Raw genomic sequence first — 16,463 nt, 5'->3', positions numbered from 1 at the left:
TTCAACAGTGATATCCTGTTTGTATTGAGGTGATCCGACATGAAGTATTTTTCCCGATTTTTGATCTGGGCGCTGGCGTTGAGTGTGCTGGGCGCTTTTTTGTCTCCGCGTCCGGCGGTGGCCGAGGGTAAGGAAACCCGTGTCGTTCTGGGTGCGGTCCTGCCTTTGAGCGGCGAGAACGCGTCGCAGGGCACGGACGCCGAACGTGGTATCCAACTGGCGTTGAAGACCTACTCTTCCGCCCTGGCTCAAAAAGGCCTCAAGGTCAAGATGGTGCTGGTGGACGACCGCTCCGACCCCGAACAGGGCGAAAAGGTGGCGCGGGCGTTGATCGAGGAAGAACAGGTGCAGGCCATCGTCGGTCCGTTCACCTCACCGGTGTTCCTCGCCATGTCGCCGCTTGTGCAGAAGAACAAGGTGGTGTTGATGTCGGGAAGCGCCACCACGCCCAAGATCCGGAAGGCGGGCGATTACGCCTTCACGCTGGTCACGCCGGACGACCGCCAGGGCCGGGCACTGGCCAGGTTCGCTTATGAAATCCTGCGCGCCCGGCAGGGCGTCATCCTCTACCTCGACAACGATTACGGGCGCGAGTTCCAGAAGGTGGTGCACCGCGAGTTCATCAATCTGGGCGGGAGCATCGACTGGGTGCACGGCATCGCCAAGGGCACGACGGATTTTTCCGCAGCGCTGGAAAAGGTGAAGGGCCTGGACCCGCACGCGGTGTTCTTCCTCACGTATCCGGCGGAAGGCGGACTGCTTCTCAAACAGGCGCGTGATATCGGGCTGGAAACGCCCTTCCTCGGCGGTGACGGAGTGTACAGTCAGGATCTGATCGACATTGCGGGCGAGGCGGCGCGCAACACCTTCGCCTCGGCCATGAACTGGCGGCTCAAATCGCCGAAGCCGCCTGTGCGGGAATTCGTCAAACGCTTCACCACGCAGTACGGCGTGCAACCGAACCTGTACTCCGCCAGTTATTACGACGCCACCACCATCATTCTGCAGTCCCTGCTGGCGGGCAAACTTGATTCCGAATCCATGCGCCACCACATAGAACAATCGCAGTTTCAGGGCGCAACGGGGGAGATCCGTTTCGAATCCGGCCACGCGGTGAAAAAACCCATCGACATTTTCAAGGTCGAGGATTACACTTTCGATTACTTTCAAACCATCATGACGTACTGAACGTGCGCATGATGCGTGGAGCGTGACGGGCGCCCCGCCCTTCGAGTTTCTCCCGCCCTTTTTTTTTCATGAATTCCAACGAACTCAATCCGCAACAACTGCAAGCCGTCCGGCACACGGAAGGCCCGCTCATGCTGGTCGCGGGTGCGGGATCGGGCAAGACCCGCGCCATCACATTCCGCATCCTGCACATGATCCGCGACAAAGGCATCGCGCCGGAGAACATCCTCGCCATCACCTTCACCAACAAGGCGGCGGGGGAGATGCGCGAGCGCGTGCTGGGGCAGATGGGCGACGGTGGCCGTGCGCCGTGGATCAGCACCTTCCATTCGCTGTGCCTGCGCCTCCTGCGCCAGCACATGGAGTTTCCAGGCTATACGAAGGATTTTGTCATCTACGACGCGCAGGACCAGTTGTCGCTCGTCAAAAAATGCATGAAGGCGGCGCAGGTGAACGAAGAAGCGTTCCCGCCGAAAGCCATCCTGCACCACATCAGCGGATTCAAAAACGATTACCAACTGCCGGAACACATCAAGCTCGACGCCCTGCCGTATGGCCACAAGTTGAAAGCGGCGCATGTGTACCCGCACTACCAGAACGCGCTCAAGGAAAACAACGCCCTCGATTTCGACGACCTGCTGATGATGACGGTGAAACTGTTCAAGACCAACAAGGAACTGTGCGATCACTATAACGACCGCTTCCGCTACATATTGGTCGATGAGTTTCAGGATACGAACCTCACGCAGTACCATCTCATCCAACTGCTGTCGCGGGCGCATCACAACGTGTGCGTGGTGGGCGACGACGACCAGAGCATCTACCGCTGGCGGGGCGCCAACCTGGAAAACCTCCTGCACTTCGAAAAGGACTTTCCCGGCACCACCGTCATCAAGTTGGAGGAGAATTATCGCTCGACGCAGACCATCCTGAACGCCGCCGGAGCGGTGGTGCGGCAGAATGCGGCACGCCGCGAGAAAAATCTGTGGACGCGCAACGAGTCGGGCGAGCCTATTTTGTATTACCGCGCAGAGGATGAAATCGACGAGGCCCGCGCGGTGTGCGAACGCATCCACCAGTGGGTGCAGGACGGCGCGTCGCTCAACGACATCGCCATCCTCTACCGCACCAACGCGCAGTCGCGTGTGCTGGAGGATCAACTGCGTCATCTGGGCGTGGCCTACCAGGTGATCGGCGGCCTCAAGTTTTACGAGCGCAAAGAGATCAAGGACATCCTCAGTTACCTGCGCGTGATTCTGAACCCCAACGATTCGGTTTCGCTCAAGCGCATCGTCAACACGCCGGTGCGCGGTATCGGCAAGACCTCCGTGGACAAGGTCGAGGCCTACTGCGGGGAACACCACCTGACGTTGCTGGAAGGCCTGCGCCGGGCGGTGGAGATTGTGGGAGCGGGGCCGGCGAAAAAGATCGCGCAGTTTGTCGCCATGATGGACCGCTTTCAGCGGGTGGCGGAGGACAGCCCGGCGGTCGATCTGTTGCAGGAGGTGTTCGAGAAAACCGGTTACGTCACGGTATTGCAGAGGGAAAACACGCAGGAAGCGAAAAGCCGTATCGAAAACCTGAACGAGTTGCGTTCCGCCGTCGAGCAGTTCGTGGACATCGACCGCAAAGGTTCGCTGAGAGAATTTCTCGACACCACAACCCTTGTTGCCGATCTCGATAATCTGGACGACAGCCGGGGTGTGCTGGCGCTGATGACGCTCCACACCTGTAAGGGGCTGGAATTCGATTCGGTGTGCATCATCGGCTTCGAGAACGGACTCCTGCCGCACGCCAGTTCGCTGTCGAGCAATGAGGAGTATGAAGAAGAGCGGCGGTTGTGTTATGTCGGCTTCACCCGTGCGCGCAAGCGGCTGATGGTCAGCAACGCGCGCCGACGGCGCATTTACGGAAGCACCTTCACCTACCAGCCTTCCGATTTCATAAACGCCATTCCGCGTGAGGTGATGACGATGGAGTCGAGCGCGCCTGCGATGACAGCCTCGTCCTCCTATTCTTCATCCTACGCGTCGAAAAACGGCGGTGACGAATGGTCGTTGCCTGCGGGTGCACCGCCGCCCGCCACCGACACCGGCTACGCCGTGGGCACGAAAGTCCTGCATCCCAAGTTCGGCTCCGGCGTGGTGGTCAACCGCGAAGGCAGTGACGACGACATGAAAGTGGTCGTGTTTTTCAAAGGCGCGGGCAAGAAAAAACTCGCCGTGGCTCACGCCAACCTCATCGTAGTTTGAATTTTAAAAGCGGTTTGCTTCAGGCGTAGCCGTTCAGCAGTTCCATCAGGCGGGCCTTGTGGTGCGGCCAGATGCGCAGGTCGAGCGTCATGGTCTGGTCGTGGTATCGCTCGTCCACCACCAGCGCGTGTTTGCGGATTTCGGGAATGAGGTCCGAGCGTGTGTAATCCAACTCCACCTGGTAGGGCACCAGCCGCGCTTCGTAATGGCGCACGATGGCTTGGCGCAGGTCGTCCAGCCCCAACTCCTTCCGGCAGGAAACGAACACCGCGTCCGGGTACAACCGACGCATCTCCTCCACGTCCTGCTGGTTTTCGATGCGGTCGATCTTGTTGAACACGTTCACGGTCGGCGTGTCGTGCATGCCGAGTTCGTTGAGCACGCTTTCCGCAGTCGCCATCTGGCGGCGGTAATGCGGGTGGCTGATGTCGATCACGTGCACCAGCAGATCGGCGTTGCGCACTTCGTCCAGCGTGCTTTTGAAGGATGCAACCAGGTCGTGCGGCAGTTTGTCGATGAGCCCGACGGTGTCGGCCAACAGGATCGGGTACGGAAAATTCTTTTTCACCTTGCGCACGGTGGCGTCCAGCGTGGCGAACAGTTTGTTCTCGACCAGCGTGTCCGCACCCGTCAGGCAGTTCATCAAGGTCGATTTGCCGACGTTGGTATAACCCACCAAGGCGACCTGGTACGCCGTCTGCCGGCTTTTTCGTTGCGTCTGTTTTTCCTTATGGATGCGGTTCAGTTTTTTCGTGAGCTTGGAGATCTGGTCGCGGATCATGCGCCGGTCGAGCTGGATCTGCGTCTCACCCACGTCGCGCATGCCGATACCACCGCGCTGGCGCGACAAGTGACCCCACATCCGCGTCAGGCGCGGTAACGAGTATTTCAGCCGCGCCAGTTCCACCTGCGTTTTGGCTTCGCTGGTGCGTGCGTGGTCACTGAAGATTTCGAGAATGATCCACGACCGGTCCACCACGTTGCACTTGAGCAGGTTTTCCAGGTTGCGCGTTTGCGCGGGCGACAGGTTTTCGTCGAAGATCACGATCTCCGCGTCGTGGTGTTTCACCGCCTGGGCCAGTTCCTCCACTTTGCCGCTACCGAGATAGGTTTTGGGATGGATCGTGGCCAGACGTTGCGTGAGGTGGGCGACGGGGTCGTAATGCGCCGTGGTGGCGAGGCCGGACAACTCGTCCAGCGAGTCGCCGACCGGCGGACCCGTGCCCTGGTTCGTCTCCACGCCGACAAGGATAGCGCGAGGGTGGTGGTTGTTCACTTTCTGTGTATCAAAATAGACGGGCTTCATTCACTCTCATTATATCGCGGCGCTCGAGGCCGTGCCAAACAATTGCAAAACCCCTGGCATTGAAATTTTGCTGGAAAGGTGTCAGCGCAGACCGCCCCTCGGATAGTGTTTCTTTTCAATCGGTTGCCCGTCGCGTCCGTAATGCTCGCTTTCCACCAGGCGGTCGTTTTTGTGGCGGTACACGAACTCGACCTGCCCGTCTTCGTAATACGTGCGGCTTTCGCCGTGGCGTCTGCCGTCTTTGAATTCCAACTGCGCCTTCACCGTGCCGTCGGGGTAGTACAACGTCACCGGACCGTGCAGGCGGTCGTGCTTGTAAAATCCCCGGTCTTTCACCGCGCCGTCCTTGAAGTAGCCGATGCTCTGGCCGTGCCGCTGGCCGTCCTCGTACACCCACACGGTCATCAGTTCGCCCGTGTCGTAATAGAAACGGGCAAGCCCCTGCTTCACGCCGTGTTCGTGCATGTACTCGCTCATCAGCGAGCCGTCCTCGCGGAACTCGCGCGTCCAGCCGTGGCGGAATCGGTTTTCGTCGATTTGGATCTCGAAATGAACCGACCCGTTGGGATAGGATTGGATGACGGTTTTCTGCCCGGCCGCCGCCGGTGCGGGACACGCCACGGCCAGCCACAGCAAGGTGGCGGCCAGGGAGGCGGATATGAAGGCGAAGCGTCTCAAAATCATCTTGCTGGTTGTGGTGGGCGGGCTCTACGCCGTGTGGGCCTACCGCGGCCCCATCCATACGCTTGAACTCAAGTATGGCGAAAGCGGCCTCACCTGGGGACTGCTCGTGTTCGGGGTGCTGATTCCCTACCTCGTCCATTTTATCACCGGCCTGTTCAAGTCCGACAGTCCGCATGAGTGAGGGGTCAGTCGTCGGCGAACAGGTGACCGATCCACAACAGAACGACCATCACCACCGACAGCGTGTGCTGGGTGTGGAGGAGGCGCGTCACCTTCGCTCCGGGCTGATCGGCTCCCTGCAATTTCATGGCGAGGCCGGACAGGCACAGCACGCCGATCAGGCCCCATCCCGCCCACAGCACCCAGTTGCTGTCCTCCGCCCACCAGCCGTGCAGGTAGGAGAGGCCGAGCATGACGGGATTGCCCCAATAGTGGTAGTTGCGCCAGCGCACTTTCCACTGCACGGGTTTTTTGACGACGAAATCCGGAAGAGCCTCGCGCACGGGTCGCGGCAGTTTGCGCACGCCCATGTGGTAATACCAGAGCGCGTTCAGCACGACCAGTCCCCACAACGACGCCACGCCCAGCGCGTCACTCACCGCTTCCAGAAACGAATCGCCGGAGTCGTGATCGTGGTCGTCACCGTTGGCCAGGGCAGGAACGGAGACTCCGATGAGAAGTGAAGCCGCCAGCCACATCGCAAACATCCAGGGACGCAGACGGGAATAACGAAGCATCATTTACTTGTGTGGCGCGGGTTGCTGGGAAGGGGGCGTGCGCGGCAAAGTGATCGATTGGCCGCGCCACTGTCGCCAGAACAGGCGCAGGAACACCTTCAGGTAATTGGGACCGGTCTTGTGCAGGTTGAAGGTGGAGAAGCCCATGTCCACCGAGCGGTTGATCCACGAGATGGGCACTTCCTCCACCTTGTAACCGAGCAGGAGCGGTTGCAGTCCGGTCTCGGCGTTGGCGGCGAAGTCGTGCGCCTCCAGTTGGAGGTTTTGCGCCACTTCGCGTTTCATCAGTTTGAGGTTGTTGGTGAGGTCGCGCAGATATTTGCGGAACAGGATGCGCGCCAACAGATGAAACGCGCGGTTGGCGAGGATCTTGGTGAACGCGTAGTTCAGAAGAACGCTGTCGCGCGAGAAGCGACTGCCGATGGCTACGTCCGCACCGCCGGCCACCGCGTCGAACAGTCCGGTGAGTTCCGGCAGAATGTGCTGGAAATCGCAGTCCATGAGCAGGATGTAGTCGCCCTGGGCGGCGGCGAGTCCGTCGCGAAGCGCCCGTCCCACCCCGTTTGGCGGCGTGCGCCGGATCACCTGCACGCGCGGGTCTTCGGCGTGCAACGCCTCGCCCACTTCCGCCGTGCGGTCGGTGCTGTTGTCATCGACCAGCACGATTTCCTTGATGTAGTCGTCGAAGTACCCCGTCAGGTTGGCGACCAGCGGTTTCAGATTGGTTTCCTCATTGTGGCAGGGCACGACCACCGACACCCGGCCCTTGAGTGATGCGTGTTCGGTGAGCGGGACACACGGCCGCGTCCACCCTTCCGGCGCGGGGTTCTGTCCGTTCAGGTAGAGCTCGCCCGCGAAGTTGCGCACGTACGGCATGTTCTCCAGGATGAGGCTCAAATTCTGCACCGGCCACAGCAGGACTTTCGGCAGAGGCGGGAACAGAAAGTCGTATGGCAGAATGCGGATGCCGGTGAAGCCGATCTCCGAGAGGATCGACATCATCTCGATGCGGTTGAAGCGCGGTCCTTCCTCGCGCAGTTTGACGAACGGGATCAGCCGCGTGAAAAAACGGCGCAGTTGCGAATACGGGTTCCACGGATTGGGTTCGAACAGCAGGAAGCGTCCGCCGGGTTTCAACAGTTTGCGCGCCTCGTTGAGAAACGTGCCGTAGTTCTCTGCGGGAAGCATGTGCCACGCGATCAGCGTGTCGAATTTGCGTCCGGCAAGCGGACCGGGAAAGTCGTTCAGCAGGACCGGCTCGACGTTTTCCGGTTTGTCCGCATTGAGTTTGTCGAAGTGATCGGGATCGAACGTTGCGGCGGTGACGGGGTGTTTGTGATTGTGCAGGTCGGCAATCTCGCGGGTCCAGCGGCCGTCGCCGCAACCGAGATCGAGGATCGATTCGCCGGGGAGAAGATGAAACAGGTGGCGCGCCATGTGCGCCCGCCATGGCAGGCGGTGCGGGATGAAGTAATCCTTGCGGTCCCAGTAATCCATGCGTGCGCGTTCGCGCTCACGCAGGGCGTCCACCACATCCATCGAGCAGGGTCCTCATGCGGTTTTGAACAGGCGGCCGAGCCGTGTCTTGAGCAGGCCGATCGCGTCCTTGAACATCGATTTCACCATCTTGTTGCTCTTGTTGGCGGCGCGGTCGGAGAAGAAATCGCGAAACAGGTAATAGATGCGCACCGGCTTGCGCAGAAAATAGAATACGTAAAACAGGCCCTGCCCGAAGATCACCAGAAATGACAGCTCGCGGTGGCCGAAACGCGGGTTGTACGATGTCTTGCGTGCGCCAAAATCCTGAAACGTGAACAGGCTCATCAGATAGTCGTCATCGAGTTCGCGGATCACGCCGTTCTCACGAAGCTGGTTGAACGATTCCGTATTCGGTTGCGGCGAGTAGGCGTTCAGGTTCACGTTGGTGAACCCCAGCCACGCGCACTTGATCATGGCGGCGTAGGTTTTGAACACGCTTTTGTACGTGTCCTCGGGGAAGCCGATGATGAAGAAGCATCCGACGTTGATGCCCGCCTGCAATGCCTGGTTGGCGGAATGGAACATCTTGTCGAGATCGACCTTCTTCTTGATCGCCTTCAATACGGCCGGATCGCCGGACTCCGGCGCGAAGGCGAACTCGTGGCACCCTGCGGCCTTCAGTTTTTTGGCCAGCTCGAAATCAATGGCCTCACTGCGCGTGCCCGACGGCATCTGGAAGGTGATCTTCATGCCGCGCGCGAGCACCTCGTCGCAGAAGGCGTGCATCCAGTCGCGGCGCACGATGGCCGTGAGGTCCTCGAACTGGAAATCGGTGACGCCGTAGCGTTGCATGTAGGTCTGCATTTCATCGACCACGTTTTTGTGATCGCGCGCCGTCCATTCGGTCGTCCACATGTGCGGGCTGGTGCAGAACGTGCACTGAAACGGGCATCCGCGTGTCGCCAGCATGGGCATGAAGCGGCCCTGCGACGCGCCGTGCGGCTGGTTGACGGCATTGTACTGCTCGATATCAAACAGGTCCCATGCCGGCCAGGGGATGGAGTCGAGGTCGCGAATGCGGTTGTGGCGCGGGTTGGTTTGCACCGTGCCGTCTTCGCGGCGAAACGCGATGCCTGCGAGATCGTCAATCGGCTCGCCTTTCCGCCAGCGGTCGAGCAGGCGGATGATGATCTCCTCGCCTTCGCCCAGCACCACCGCATCGAGCGGCGCCTGTTCCAGAGAAAATTCGGGGAAGCCGGTGACGTGCTCGCCGCCCATGACGAGCCGCGTTTTCGGGAACCGGTCGCGGATGCCCTTCACCAGTTCGCGCACGTACACCCAGTTGGAGCTGAACATGCAACCGAGGCCGATGACTTCGGCGTCTTCTGGAATGCGCTCGATGATCTTGTCGTTTTCCAGGCCGCGGATGTTTATGCCGCGAAACTCAAAAAAATGGCGCGGCGCGGAACCGGGTCCGTCCACCACCGTCACCTCGTGCCCCGCCTCGCGCAGGGCGGCGGCGATGTAGGCCAGGCCGATGGGCGGCATGCTGATGGTCGAGACGAAGTTGGTCAGCGACACGAATTTGGATGGCTCGATCAGGCAGATTTTCATAATGAGCGCGGTTCCCGGTTGCGGGCGGAGTGATAAAGGACTGTCTTTTCAGTGTAACAGGATAAATCCCCATCTCAAGCGAATCGTGCAAAAGAGGGGAGCTTCGGAGCCAAAGGGGCGTGCGGGTGGGGACCGGGGTACGCTAACGAAGGGTTTTACAGCGGCTTCAGTTTCGGCCGTTGCCGGAAGTGAACTCGCCGGGGTCGAGTTTGAACCGGTGATACAACTCCTGTGTCTTGGTGCGCGCGGTTTCTTTTTGCACGGGAGCGTTTCTCTGCGCGAACAGGTTGCCTGCCTTGATCATGTGCACGATGGCATTCCGGCCATCGCCCACTTTTTCGTACAGGCAACCTAAATTGAAGTGCGCCTCCGCCGAGCCTTCATCGAGGCGCACCGTTTCCTGGAACGCCGCCAGCGCCTCCCGGTTTTTTCCCAGCCGTTCATATTCCACGCCCAGTTCGAAATGCAGGCGCGGGTTATCCGGATGATGCCGCAGGCGCTCCTGGCATTCCTTGATCTTGTCTGTTTTGAACCAGTCGAGAAGTCCCATAACTCTCTCCTTCGCACAGTCGGTGTGGGAATATGCAGTCGTGCGTTCCGGTTTATATAATGTTAGGATGCATCGGTCATCAATTCGTTTTACTGAAAATATTTTAAGGTTGAAGGAATGAGCATGCGATACGGACTGTGGAAGCGGGCCCTTGTGGCCGTGTGCTGTGTGGCGGCGGCGTGGACCGCCTTTGGTCCGGGGCTGGCCCGGGCGAACGAACAACCCCAACCTCCGGAAGGCATGGTGTTCATCCCGCCGGGAACGTACACCATGGGCCTGGAAGGCGCCAGCAATAAGTATCCGCACAAGGTATTCGTCGATGGATTTTTTCTCGATAAATTTGAGGTGACGCAAAAAGACTATGTGGCCATCCGCGGCGCGAATCCGTCGAAGTTCGAGGGTGAGAACCGGCCCGCCGATCAGGTCACCTGGCTGGAAGCCAGTGCCTACTGCAAGCAGGTGGGCAAACGCCTGCCGACGGAGGCGGAGTGGGAAAAGGCCGCCCGCGCCGGCACGCAGACAGCCTACTTCTGGGGCGACGAGCACAGCGGCGAGTATGCCTGGTACGAGGGCAACTCGGATGAGACCACGCACCCGGTGGGACAGAAAAAGCCCAACGCATACGGGCTGCACGACATGTCCGGCAACGTCTGGGAATGGGTTTCCGATTGGTACGATAAAACGTATTACGAACGCAGTCCGCCCGCCAACCCGCAGGGTCCCGAAACCGGCACGGAAAAAACCCTGCGCGGCGGATCGTGGTACTCCGGAGCACGCCACCAGATGAGCGCCACGCGGTTCTGGTCGGAGCCGCACATACGGAATTCCAACTTCGGTTTCCGTTGCGCCATGGATGCGCCCAAAACGCCGTGAGGCCGGAACCGGCGGCGTTCCGCACGCGAACCGGATTCCCAATCTGGTACAATCGAAATGAACTCGATCAAACGTGACAGGTGAAAATGGGAACCCAGTCGGAACCACCTTCCATCAAATTGCGCGGAGGAGCGACGGTGACGCCGGAAGACGTCGAAACCCTGTTGGCGCTCCTGCGTGTGTTTGTGGAAGGCACGGCGCGCGGCCTGCCGCCGGATCACGACCTGCATGAAAAGCTGGACCTGCTCAAAAACCGCCTGCCCCCCGCCGCGCCGGATTCCCAAGCGCCCCTTCAACAAGAACTTCAGCAGGGTTTCGAATTTTTGAAAATGAACGCCGACCTGCGCCTGCTGGAGCGCGCGGGTCTGGTGGAGATCATCCGCGCCCTGTCGCGTTCCCTCACTTCCATGTTCGGCAAGGGCAGCAACCTGGAGGCCGGCCTTGAAAAACTGATCGACGAGCTGGAAGAAGCGCGCGAACTGCGCCACACCCTCGCCATTCGCGACAAAGTATTGAACATCACCGGACAAATCCAGAAACGGTTGGGCATCGTGCGGGAGGAGTTCGAACGCCTGCACCAGCATTGCCTCACCCTGCAGGAACGGGTCGATACGCGGGGGCAGGTGGTGCTGGACGGGCTGACGCGGGTTTTGAACCGTTCGGCCTATGACATCAAGATCGAGGAAAATCTGAAGATGTTCCACAAGACACGCGAACCGTTTTTCATCGCCCTGTTTGACATCGATGATTTTCTGTCGATACAGGATAAATACGGCGCGGAAGCGGCGAACAACACGTTGTGCAGTGTGGCGGCGGTGATCCGCGACGGGGTGCGGCAATCGGATTTCGTATATCGTTACACGCAGGACCGGTTCGCCGTCTTGTTCCACAACTCCTCATACAAAAATGTGCGCGGCGCCGCCGACCGTCTGCGGGACCGGGTCGAGACCGTGCGCACGCACCTGATGAACGACATCCACGACCAGCGCGGAAACCACGTGCGCGTGACGGTCAGTGCGGGACTCGCACAGGCGAAGGAAGGCGACACGAAAACGACCCTGTTCAAGCGGGCAGAGGGTGCTTTGGAACGGGCCAAGCTCCAGGGCAAGAACCGCGTTGCCATCAGTTGATCCGTCTTGAACCTGATTCGCAAAAAACCAGTGCCGGGTGAATGAGATGAACCCCCTACGCCCTCACGTCTATTTGATTCCGATTCTGGTGCTGGCGTTGGCCGCCTGTTCCGGCGAGCACACCGTCGAGGGCACGGTCGTCGATTACGACACGCGCGAGCCGGTTCCCAATGTGCGCGTGCAGACGCGCCAGTACGGCTGGAAGATCACCCGCGACAGCGTGGTGTGGGATCACCCCACGGTGTTCGATACCCTGACGGATGCCCAGGGACGGTTCCGTCTGGATTACGAAGGCGCCGACAGCGCCAAGCTTCAGGCCACGCGCAAAGGATACGTTCCATTCACGCACTGGTATGAAGCCGATTCCACCGCCGTCATCAAAATCAAGCGCAAGGATCCCCAACGCCAGCCGGTGAAGTTCGGCCTCATGCGGATCGGGGTGGAAAACCATCAGCCATTCGGCTGGTCGTTCAAGGAAGGACGCCGTGCGTTGGACCCGGAAGAGGCGGATGTATTCCCGATGTTTGGATCGAGGACCGACTGGAACCACATCCGGCTGACGGTGTCCGGCGGGGGCGGACTTCAATTCATCTCCGGGCCGGAACTGGAAGTGGAGGGCGACTACCTGGTGTACACCGACCGTGCGCCGTCGGAAGGGTATGCGGAGAACCTGTCGATGAACTTCGACGAGCCCGGCGGTGTTTACTTTGTGCGCACCCGTGACGGGCGGCACTACGCGAAGTTTGAATTCGATCCCACCCGGCTGGCCACCGAAGGCGGTTCTTCCGGTTACACGCAGGGCAACTGGGCCCTGCTTCTGGTGTACGTGTACAATCCCGAAGGAAGCCGCTACCTGAAATACGAAAAGTAACGCCTCAGCCCGCCGCCAGCAGTTGTTCCAGTTCCTTATGGCCGCCGAGCCTTGCGCTTTGCGCGGCGGTCCATCCATCCTGCGTGCGCGCCTTGGGGTCGGCTCCGCGGTCAAGGAGCCATTGCACGACCTCGCGATTGCCCTCGAACGCCGCGCTCATGAGAGCGGTCCAGCCGTTGTCCGTCTGCCGGTTCACGTCGGCGCCTTTCTCCAGCAGCAGGCGCACGGTGTCCATGTGGTTGCCGAAGGCGGCGCTGATCAACGGTGTCAGGCCGCGGCTGTCCGCCTGGTTCACGTCCGCGCCTTTGCTGAGAAACAGTTTGACGATATCGAGGTTGCCGCCGAAGGCGGCGCTGTTGAGCGGCGTGAACGGTTCATCCTTCTGGTGCTGGAGTGTTGCGCCGTGATCGATCAGCCAGCGCACCAGCCCCAGGTGACCGCGCGAGGCGGCGATTTTAAGGGGCGTCATGCCCTGTTCGTCACGCGTGTTCACATCGGCGCCGTGTTCGACCAGCAGGCGCACCACCGTCTCGTGTCCGCCGCGCACCGCCCCCGCCAAAGCGGTTCTACCGAAGTGGTCGCGCGCTTGCACGTCCGCCTGCTTGTTCAACAACGTCTGCACCGTCTCCCCGTCACCGCGAAACGACGCCGCCATCAATGCCGTCAGCCCATTGTGATCCTGCAAATGGACATTCGCACCGTGTTCGACCAGCAGGCGCACCATGTCCTGCCGTCCCCGGTAAGCGGTGTCGATGAGCGCGGTGCGACCGAAGGAGTCGGTGGCGTCGATATTGGCGCCGTGTTTGAGAAGAACGGGAATGATGTCCATTTTGCCGCCGACGGCCGCGTCCATCAGCAAAGTGAAGCCGTCGTTGTTGCGCAGGCTGGCTTTGGCGCCGTGGTCGAGAAGCAGGTGTACGATCTCCAACTGATCGCGCATGGCGGCGAGCCACAAAGCCGAATAACCGTTGCGGTCACGCAGATCGACTTCCACCTTGGCCTCGATCAGCAACCGCACCATGGCCGGATCGCCCATGGTGGCGGCCCACATGAGGGGGGCGAAGCCCAACTGGTCGCGGTGGTTGGGATCGGCTTTTTTAGCGAGAAGGATTTTAACAAGGTCGAGGTTGCCGCCGGCGACGGCACTCATCAAAACCGTGCGTCCGTCATGATCGCGCGCCAGCGGATCGGCCCCGATCCGGATCAGGGCGTTTGCCAGTTCCAGGTTGCCGTTGAGGGCGGCGTGCATGAGAGGCGTGAAGCCGTTGGAGGCGTTGGCGGAAACCGGAGCCCCGCGGTCGATCAGCCACAGGGCCGCCTTCTGCGCGTCGGCCTCCGCCGCCGCCAGCAGGGCCTGCGCCAGTGCCTCCGGATTTTTGCCGTGGTCCCTCACCCAGATGTCCATTTGGGCGACATCCCCCAGCCGTGCGTAGCGCACCAATTCCTCAATCGTTTCCGGAGGAACGGCGTCCTGGGTGCGCTCCGATGAAGGGCCGCAGGAAAGCAGGGTCAAACACAGGGCCAACAGCAGCAGGTGGGCAGGATGTTTAGTGAAGAGGCGGGGCATCATGTGAGTGTCTCAACGGGTGAATCGACCGCGATCACTACTGCCTCGAGTTATACTCCTTCGATCCGGTTGATTCAACCGTTGTTTTGCAGGATGGAATCCGATGCGGAAGGTGAAAAAGGGGAAGACGGCGCCGGGCCGAAGCCCGGCACCGCACCGGGGAGGTTCAAGGGAGGCGACTCACTTCAAGGTCAGCTCGAAGTCCAGGTTCGCGGTTCCGCCAGCGCCGACGGTCACCTCCTTGGTTATCTCACCGACGTAGGGATGCCACGCGGTGATTTTGTACGTGCCTGCGGGAACCTGATCCAGCTTGAACGCACCGTCCTTTCCGGTGACTACGTAGTACGGATTCCACACCACGCGCGCATCAGCTTCCATGAAGTTGTGTTGATCGCATTGCAGGAAAAAATGCTGGTCGCGTCCCGGCCGCATGCGCATCAGGTTCTTGGTGACATCGGCCACGTCTCCCTTGCTGGGGAGCGGTTTGTTGAACAGCGTTTTTCTCTGCGCGCCTTTCACCGCATAACCGTGCGGGTTGTGCAGGATGTCCGGGTCCTGATTGACGATCTGCACAATGCCTTCACGCACGCCGCGTGGCGGGCGGCGGACAACAGACACCTTCGGGAAGATGTCGCAGTCCCTGAAATCGAACTGGATGGTTTCGTTTTTCCAGTCCTTGCCCTTGTCGATGTTTTCGATGAACACGACGGTGCCGCTCAGTTTGCCGTCGGTCACCTGCACCTTTTGCCGTGGGCGTATGCCGTCCTTCGTGGTGCCGGGATGCTTTACGCAGAACTCGGCGTTTTTGCCTTTGGTCAGGTCTTCCATGATCGGCGCCGGCGGCGTGCCTTTGAACAGCACGGTCCCGGTCACGATGCCGCCGTTCTTCACATCGACGGCCTCATACCCTTTTGCCTGGGCGAAGCCGGTGCCGGCAGCGAGCCAGAGCGCCATCGCTCCAGCGAGGGTTGGAAGCATTTGAGTCTTCATGATGACACCTCCTCTGTGGAAGCGGGTTGGCATTCGGTTTATTTTGCAAGGGACGTCTGGATGTATTTCACCAGATCCCAGATCTCCTTGTCACTCATCTGTTTGCCGTGGGCCACCATGCCGGTGCCGGAGGAACCGTTTTTGATGATCCAGAACATCTGCCCCGGCGAGATATCGCTCATCGTTTCGGCGCAGGTGAAATTGCGCGGCGCGGGTTTCAGCGCCTTGCCCAGCGGCCCCTTGCCATCGCCTTTATCGCCGTGACACATTTTGCAGGCCATGGGTTTGGCCGATTTCTGAAACAGGGTTTCCCCATTCTGGGCACTGGCGTTTTTGGGGATGTCCAACTTCAAAAACTTGGCCGGAGCAGTTTTGGTTTTGCGCGGTTGCGGGCAGTCTTTGGCCGCAAGCGCCGGCGCGGCGGCCAGCACCAGGCCCAGCGCTAACAGAGTCAGTACGATTTTTGCCCGGGGTCCATCGGTCCGTTTCAAATGGGATCGGTGAGAAAGCATGATCGATTCCTTTCCTGTGATTGAATGATCGTGTGACTTTTTGCGAACTCCCTTTGCTGGAGCGGATGACTCCTCTCACGTTTCAATATAAGCAACGGGCATTAAGGGATTCTTAATGGAGACTTAAAAATTTTTAATTAGGAGCCGTTAATGTGGCGCGCGGGAATGCGCGGGGAATGACTTGAAAGAATCGGAAAAAAGCGGAGTTAGAAAAGTGAGGGCAATGGGGAGTCAGTAGCCCAGCTGGCGGAGGGCTTCGTACACGGCGATGGAGACGACGTTCGACAGGTTGAGCGACCGCACGCGATCGTCGTACTGCGGCACGCGCACAGTGGCCTCCGGGTGCGCGTCGATCAGGTTTTCCGGCAGGCCCAGCGTTTCCTTACCAAAAATCAGGTAACTGCCCGGCCGGTAGTAGTGCTCGGAATATAGCTTCTTCGCTTTCTTTGAGAAGAAGACGCAGGGTGCGTCCGCAGGAAGGGTTTTTAAAAACGCATCCCAGTTTGAGTGGCGCACCACATCGAGGTGCTGCCAGTAATCGAGTCCGGCGCGTTTCAGCCGGCTGTCGGTGATCTCGAAGCCGAGCGGCTCGACCAGGTGCAGGGTGGATTGCGTCGCCAGGCACAACCGGCCGATGGACCCCGTGTTGGACGGGATCTCCGGTTCCAGCAAAACGACGTTCAGATTGTGCGGCATGTCTGTGGATGCGG

16 protein-coding genes are annotated in these 16,463 nt (G+C 59.9%); 6 read left to right on the top strand and 10 right to left on the bottom strand.

Translation table 11 applies throughout. The annotated features are described in order from the left end of the window. The first annotated feature begins 39 nt into the window (after positions 1-39). Positions 40-1,188: an ABC transporter substrate-binding protein gene (locus J2S31_RS13065; protein ID WP_237099604.1), complete on the top strand. Its 1,149-nt coding sequence runs from the start codon at positions 40-42 to the stop codon at positions 1,186-1,188. Positions 1,189-1,256: 68 nt separating this feature from the next. Next, positions 1,257-3,440, top strand: coding sequence for an ATP-dependent helicase (locus J2S31_RS13060; protein WP_237099603.1), 2,184 nt, complete (start codon positions 1,257-1,259; stop codon positions 3,438-3,440). A gap of 19 nt (positions 3,441-3,459) precedes the next feature. Here the strand turns inward: J2S31_RS13060 and hflX are convergent, their stop codons facing one another. Further along, on the bottom strand, positions 3,460-4,746 hold the full coding sequence (gene hflX / locus J2S31_RS13055; protein WP_237099602.1) for a GTPase HflX: 1,287 nt from the start codon (positions 4,744-4,746) through the stop codon (positions 3,460-3,462). 81 nt (positions 4,747-4,827) lie between these two features. After that, on the bottom strand, positions 4,828-5,424 hold the full coding sequence (locus J2S31_RS13050; RefSeq protein ID WP_237099601.1) for a toxin-antitoxin system YwqK family antitoxin: 597 nt from the start codon (positions 5,422-5,424) through the stop codon (positions 4,828-4,830). Between J2S31_RS13050 and J2S31_RS13045 the strand changes: the two genes are divergently transcribed. Then, positions 5,405-5,611 (top strand): hypothetical protein, encoded by a 207-nt coding sequence (locus tag J2S31_RS13045; protein WP_237099600.1) that lies wholly within the window; start codon positions 5,405-5,407, stop codon positions 5,609-5,611. The genes J2S31_RS13050 and J2S31_RS13045 overlap by 20 nt on opposite strands. 4 nt (positions 5,612-5,615) lie before the next feature. On the opposite strand, the gene J2S31_RS13040 is transcribed toward J2S31_RS13045, so the two are convergent. From J2S31_RS13040 to J2S31_RS13025, 4 genes are all read right to left on the bottom strand, one after another. Further along, positions 5,616-6,170, bottom strand: coding sequence for a hypothetical protein (locus tag J2S31_RS13040; RefSeq protein WP_237099599.1), 555 nt, complete (start codon positions 6,168-6,170; stop codon positions 5,616-5,618). Continuing rightward, positions 6,171-7,706: a glycosyltransferase gene (locus tag J2S31_RS13035; protein WP_237099598.1), complete on the bottom strand. Its 1,536-nt coding sequence runs from the start codon at positions 7,704-7,706 to the stop codon at positions 6,171-6,173. Positions 7,707-7,718: 12 nt separating this feature from the next. Then, on the bottom strand, positions 7,719-9,260 hold the full coding sequence (locus tag J2S31_RS13030; protein ID WP_237099597.1) for a B12-binding domain-containing radical SAM protein: 1,542 nt from the start codon (positions 9,258-9,260) through the stop codon (positions 7,719-7,721). A 166-nt stretch (positions 9,261-9,426) separates the two neighbouring features. Then, the gene (locus J2S31_RS13025) at positions 9,427-9,810 is read right to left on the bottom strand and encodes a tetratricopeptide repeat protein (protein ID WP_237099596.1); all 384 of its coding nucleotides are present in this window, start codon (positions 9,808-9,810) and stop codon (positions 9,427-9,429) included. 123 nt (positions 9,811-9,933) lie between these two features. Between J2S31_RS13025 and J2S31_RS13020 the strand changes: the two genes are divergently transcribed. The 3 genes from J2S31_RS13020 to J2S31_RS13010 all read left to right on the top strand — a co-directional run bounded on the left by J2S31_RS13020 (position 9,934) and on the right by J2S31_RS13010 (position 12,684). After that, on the top strand, positions 9,934-10,683 hold the full coding sequence (locus J2S31_RS13020; RefSeq protein WP_237099595.1) for a formylglycine-generating enzyme family protein: 750 nt from the start codon (positions 9,934-9,936) through the stop codon (positions 10,681-10,683). Between the two features lie 86 nt (positions 10,684-10,769). Further along, on the top strand, positions 10,770-11,813 hold the full coding sequence (locus tag J2S31_RS13015) for a GGDEF domain-containing protein (RefSeq protein WP_237099594.1): 1,044 nt from the start codon (positions 10,770-10,772) through the stop codon (positions 11,811-11,813). Positions 11,814-11,859: 46 nt separating this feature from the next. Then, positions 11,860-12,684: a carboxypeptidase-like regulatory domain-containing protein gene (locus J2S31_RS13010; RefSeq protein ID WP_237099593.1), complete on the top strand. Its 825-nt coding sequence runs from the start codon at positions 11,860-11,862 to the stop codon at positions 12,682-12,684. Between the two features lie 4 nt (positions 12,685-12,688). Here the strand turns inward: J2S31_RS13010 and J2S31_RS13005 are convergent, their stop codons facing one another. From J2S31_RS13005 to J2S31_RS12990, 4 genes are all read right to left on the bottom strand, one after another. Continuing rightward, the gene (locus tag J2S31_RS13005; protein WP_237099592.1) at positions 12,689-14,254 is read right to left on the bottom strand and encodes an ankyrin repeat domain-containing protein; all 1,566 of its coding nucleotides are present in this window, start codon (positions 14,252-14,254) and stop codon (positions 12,689-12,691) included. 177 nt (positions 14,255-14,431) lie between these two features. After that, positions 14,432-15,241 carry a carboxypeptidase-like regulatory domain-containing protein gene (locus tag J2S31_RS13000; RefSeq protein ID WP_237099591.1) on the bottom strand — a complete coding sequence of 270 codons (810 nt, stop codon included), beginning with the start codon at positions 15,239-15,241 and terminating at the stop codon, positions 14,432-14,434. A 38-nt stretch (positions 15,242-15,279) separates the two neighbouring features. Next, on the bottom strand, positions 15,280-15,753 hold the full coding sequence (locus J2S31_RS12995; protein WP_237099590.1) for a c-type cytochrome: 474 nt from the start codon (positions 15,751-15,753) through the stop codon (positions 15,280-15,282). 231 nt (positions 15,754-15,984) lie between these two features. Further along, positions 15,985-16,449, bottom strand: a complete 465-nt coding sequence (locus J2S31_RS12990; RefSeq protein ID WP_237099589.1) for a tRNA (cytidine(34)-2'-O)-methyltransferase — start codon at positions 16,447-16,449, stop codon at positions 15,985-15,987. Positions 16,450-16,463 lie beyond the last annotated feature (14 nt).

It is taken from the genome of Nitrospina gracilis Nb-211 (assembly GCF_021845525.1).
In the GTDB taxonomy this organism is placed as follows: Bacteria; Nitrospinota; Nitrospinia; order Nitrospinales; family Nitrospinaceae; genus Nitrospina; species Nitrospina gracilis_A.
This window is presented reverse-complemented; position numbering and strand designations above follow the sequence as displayed.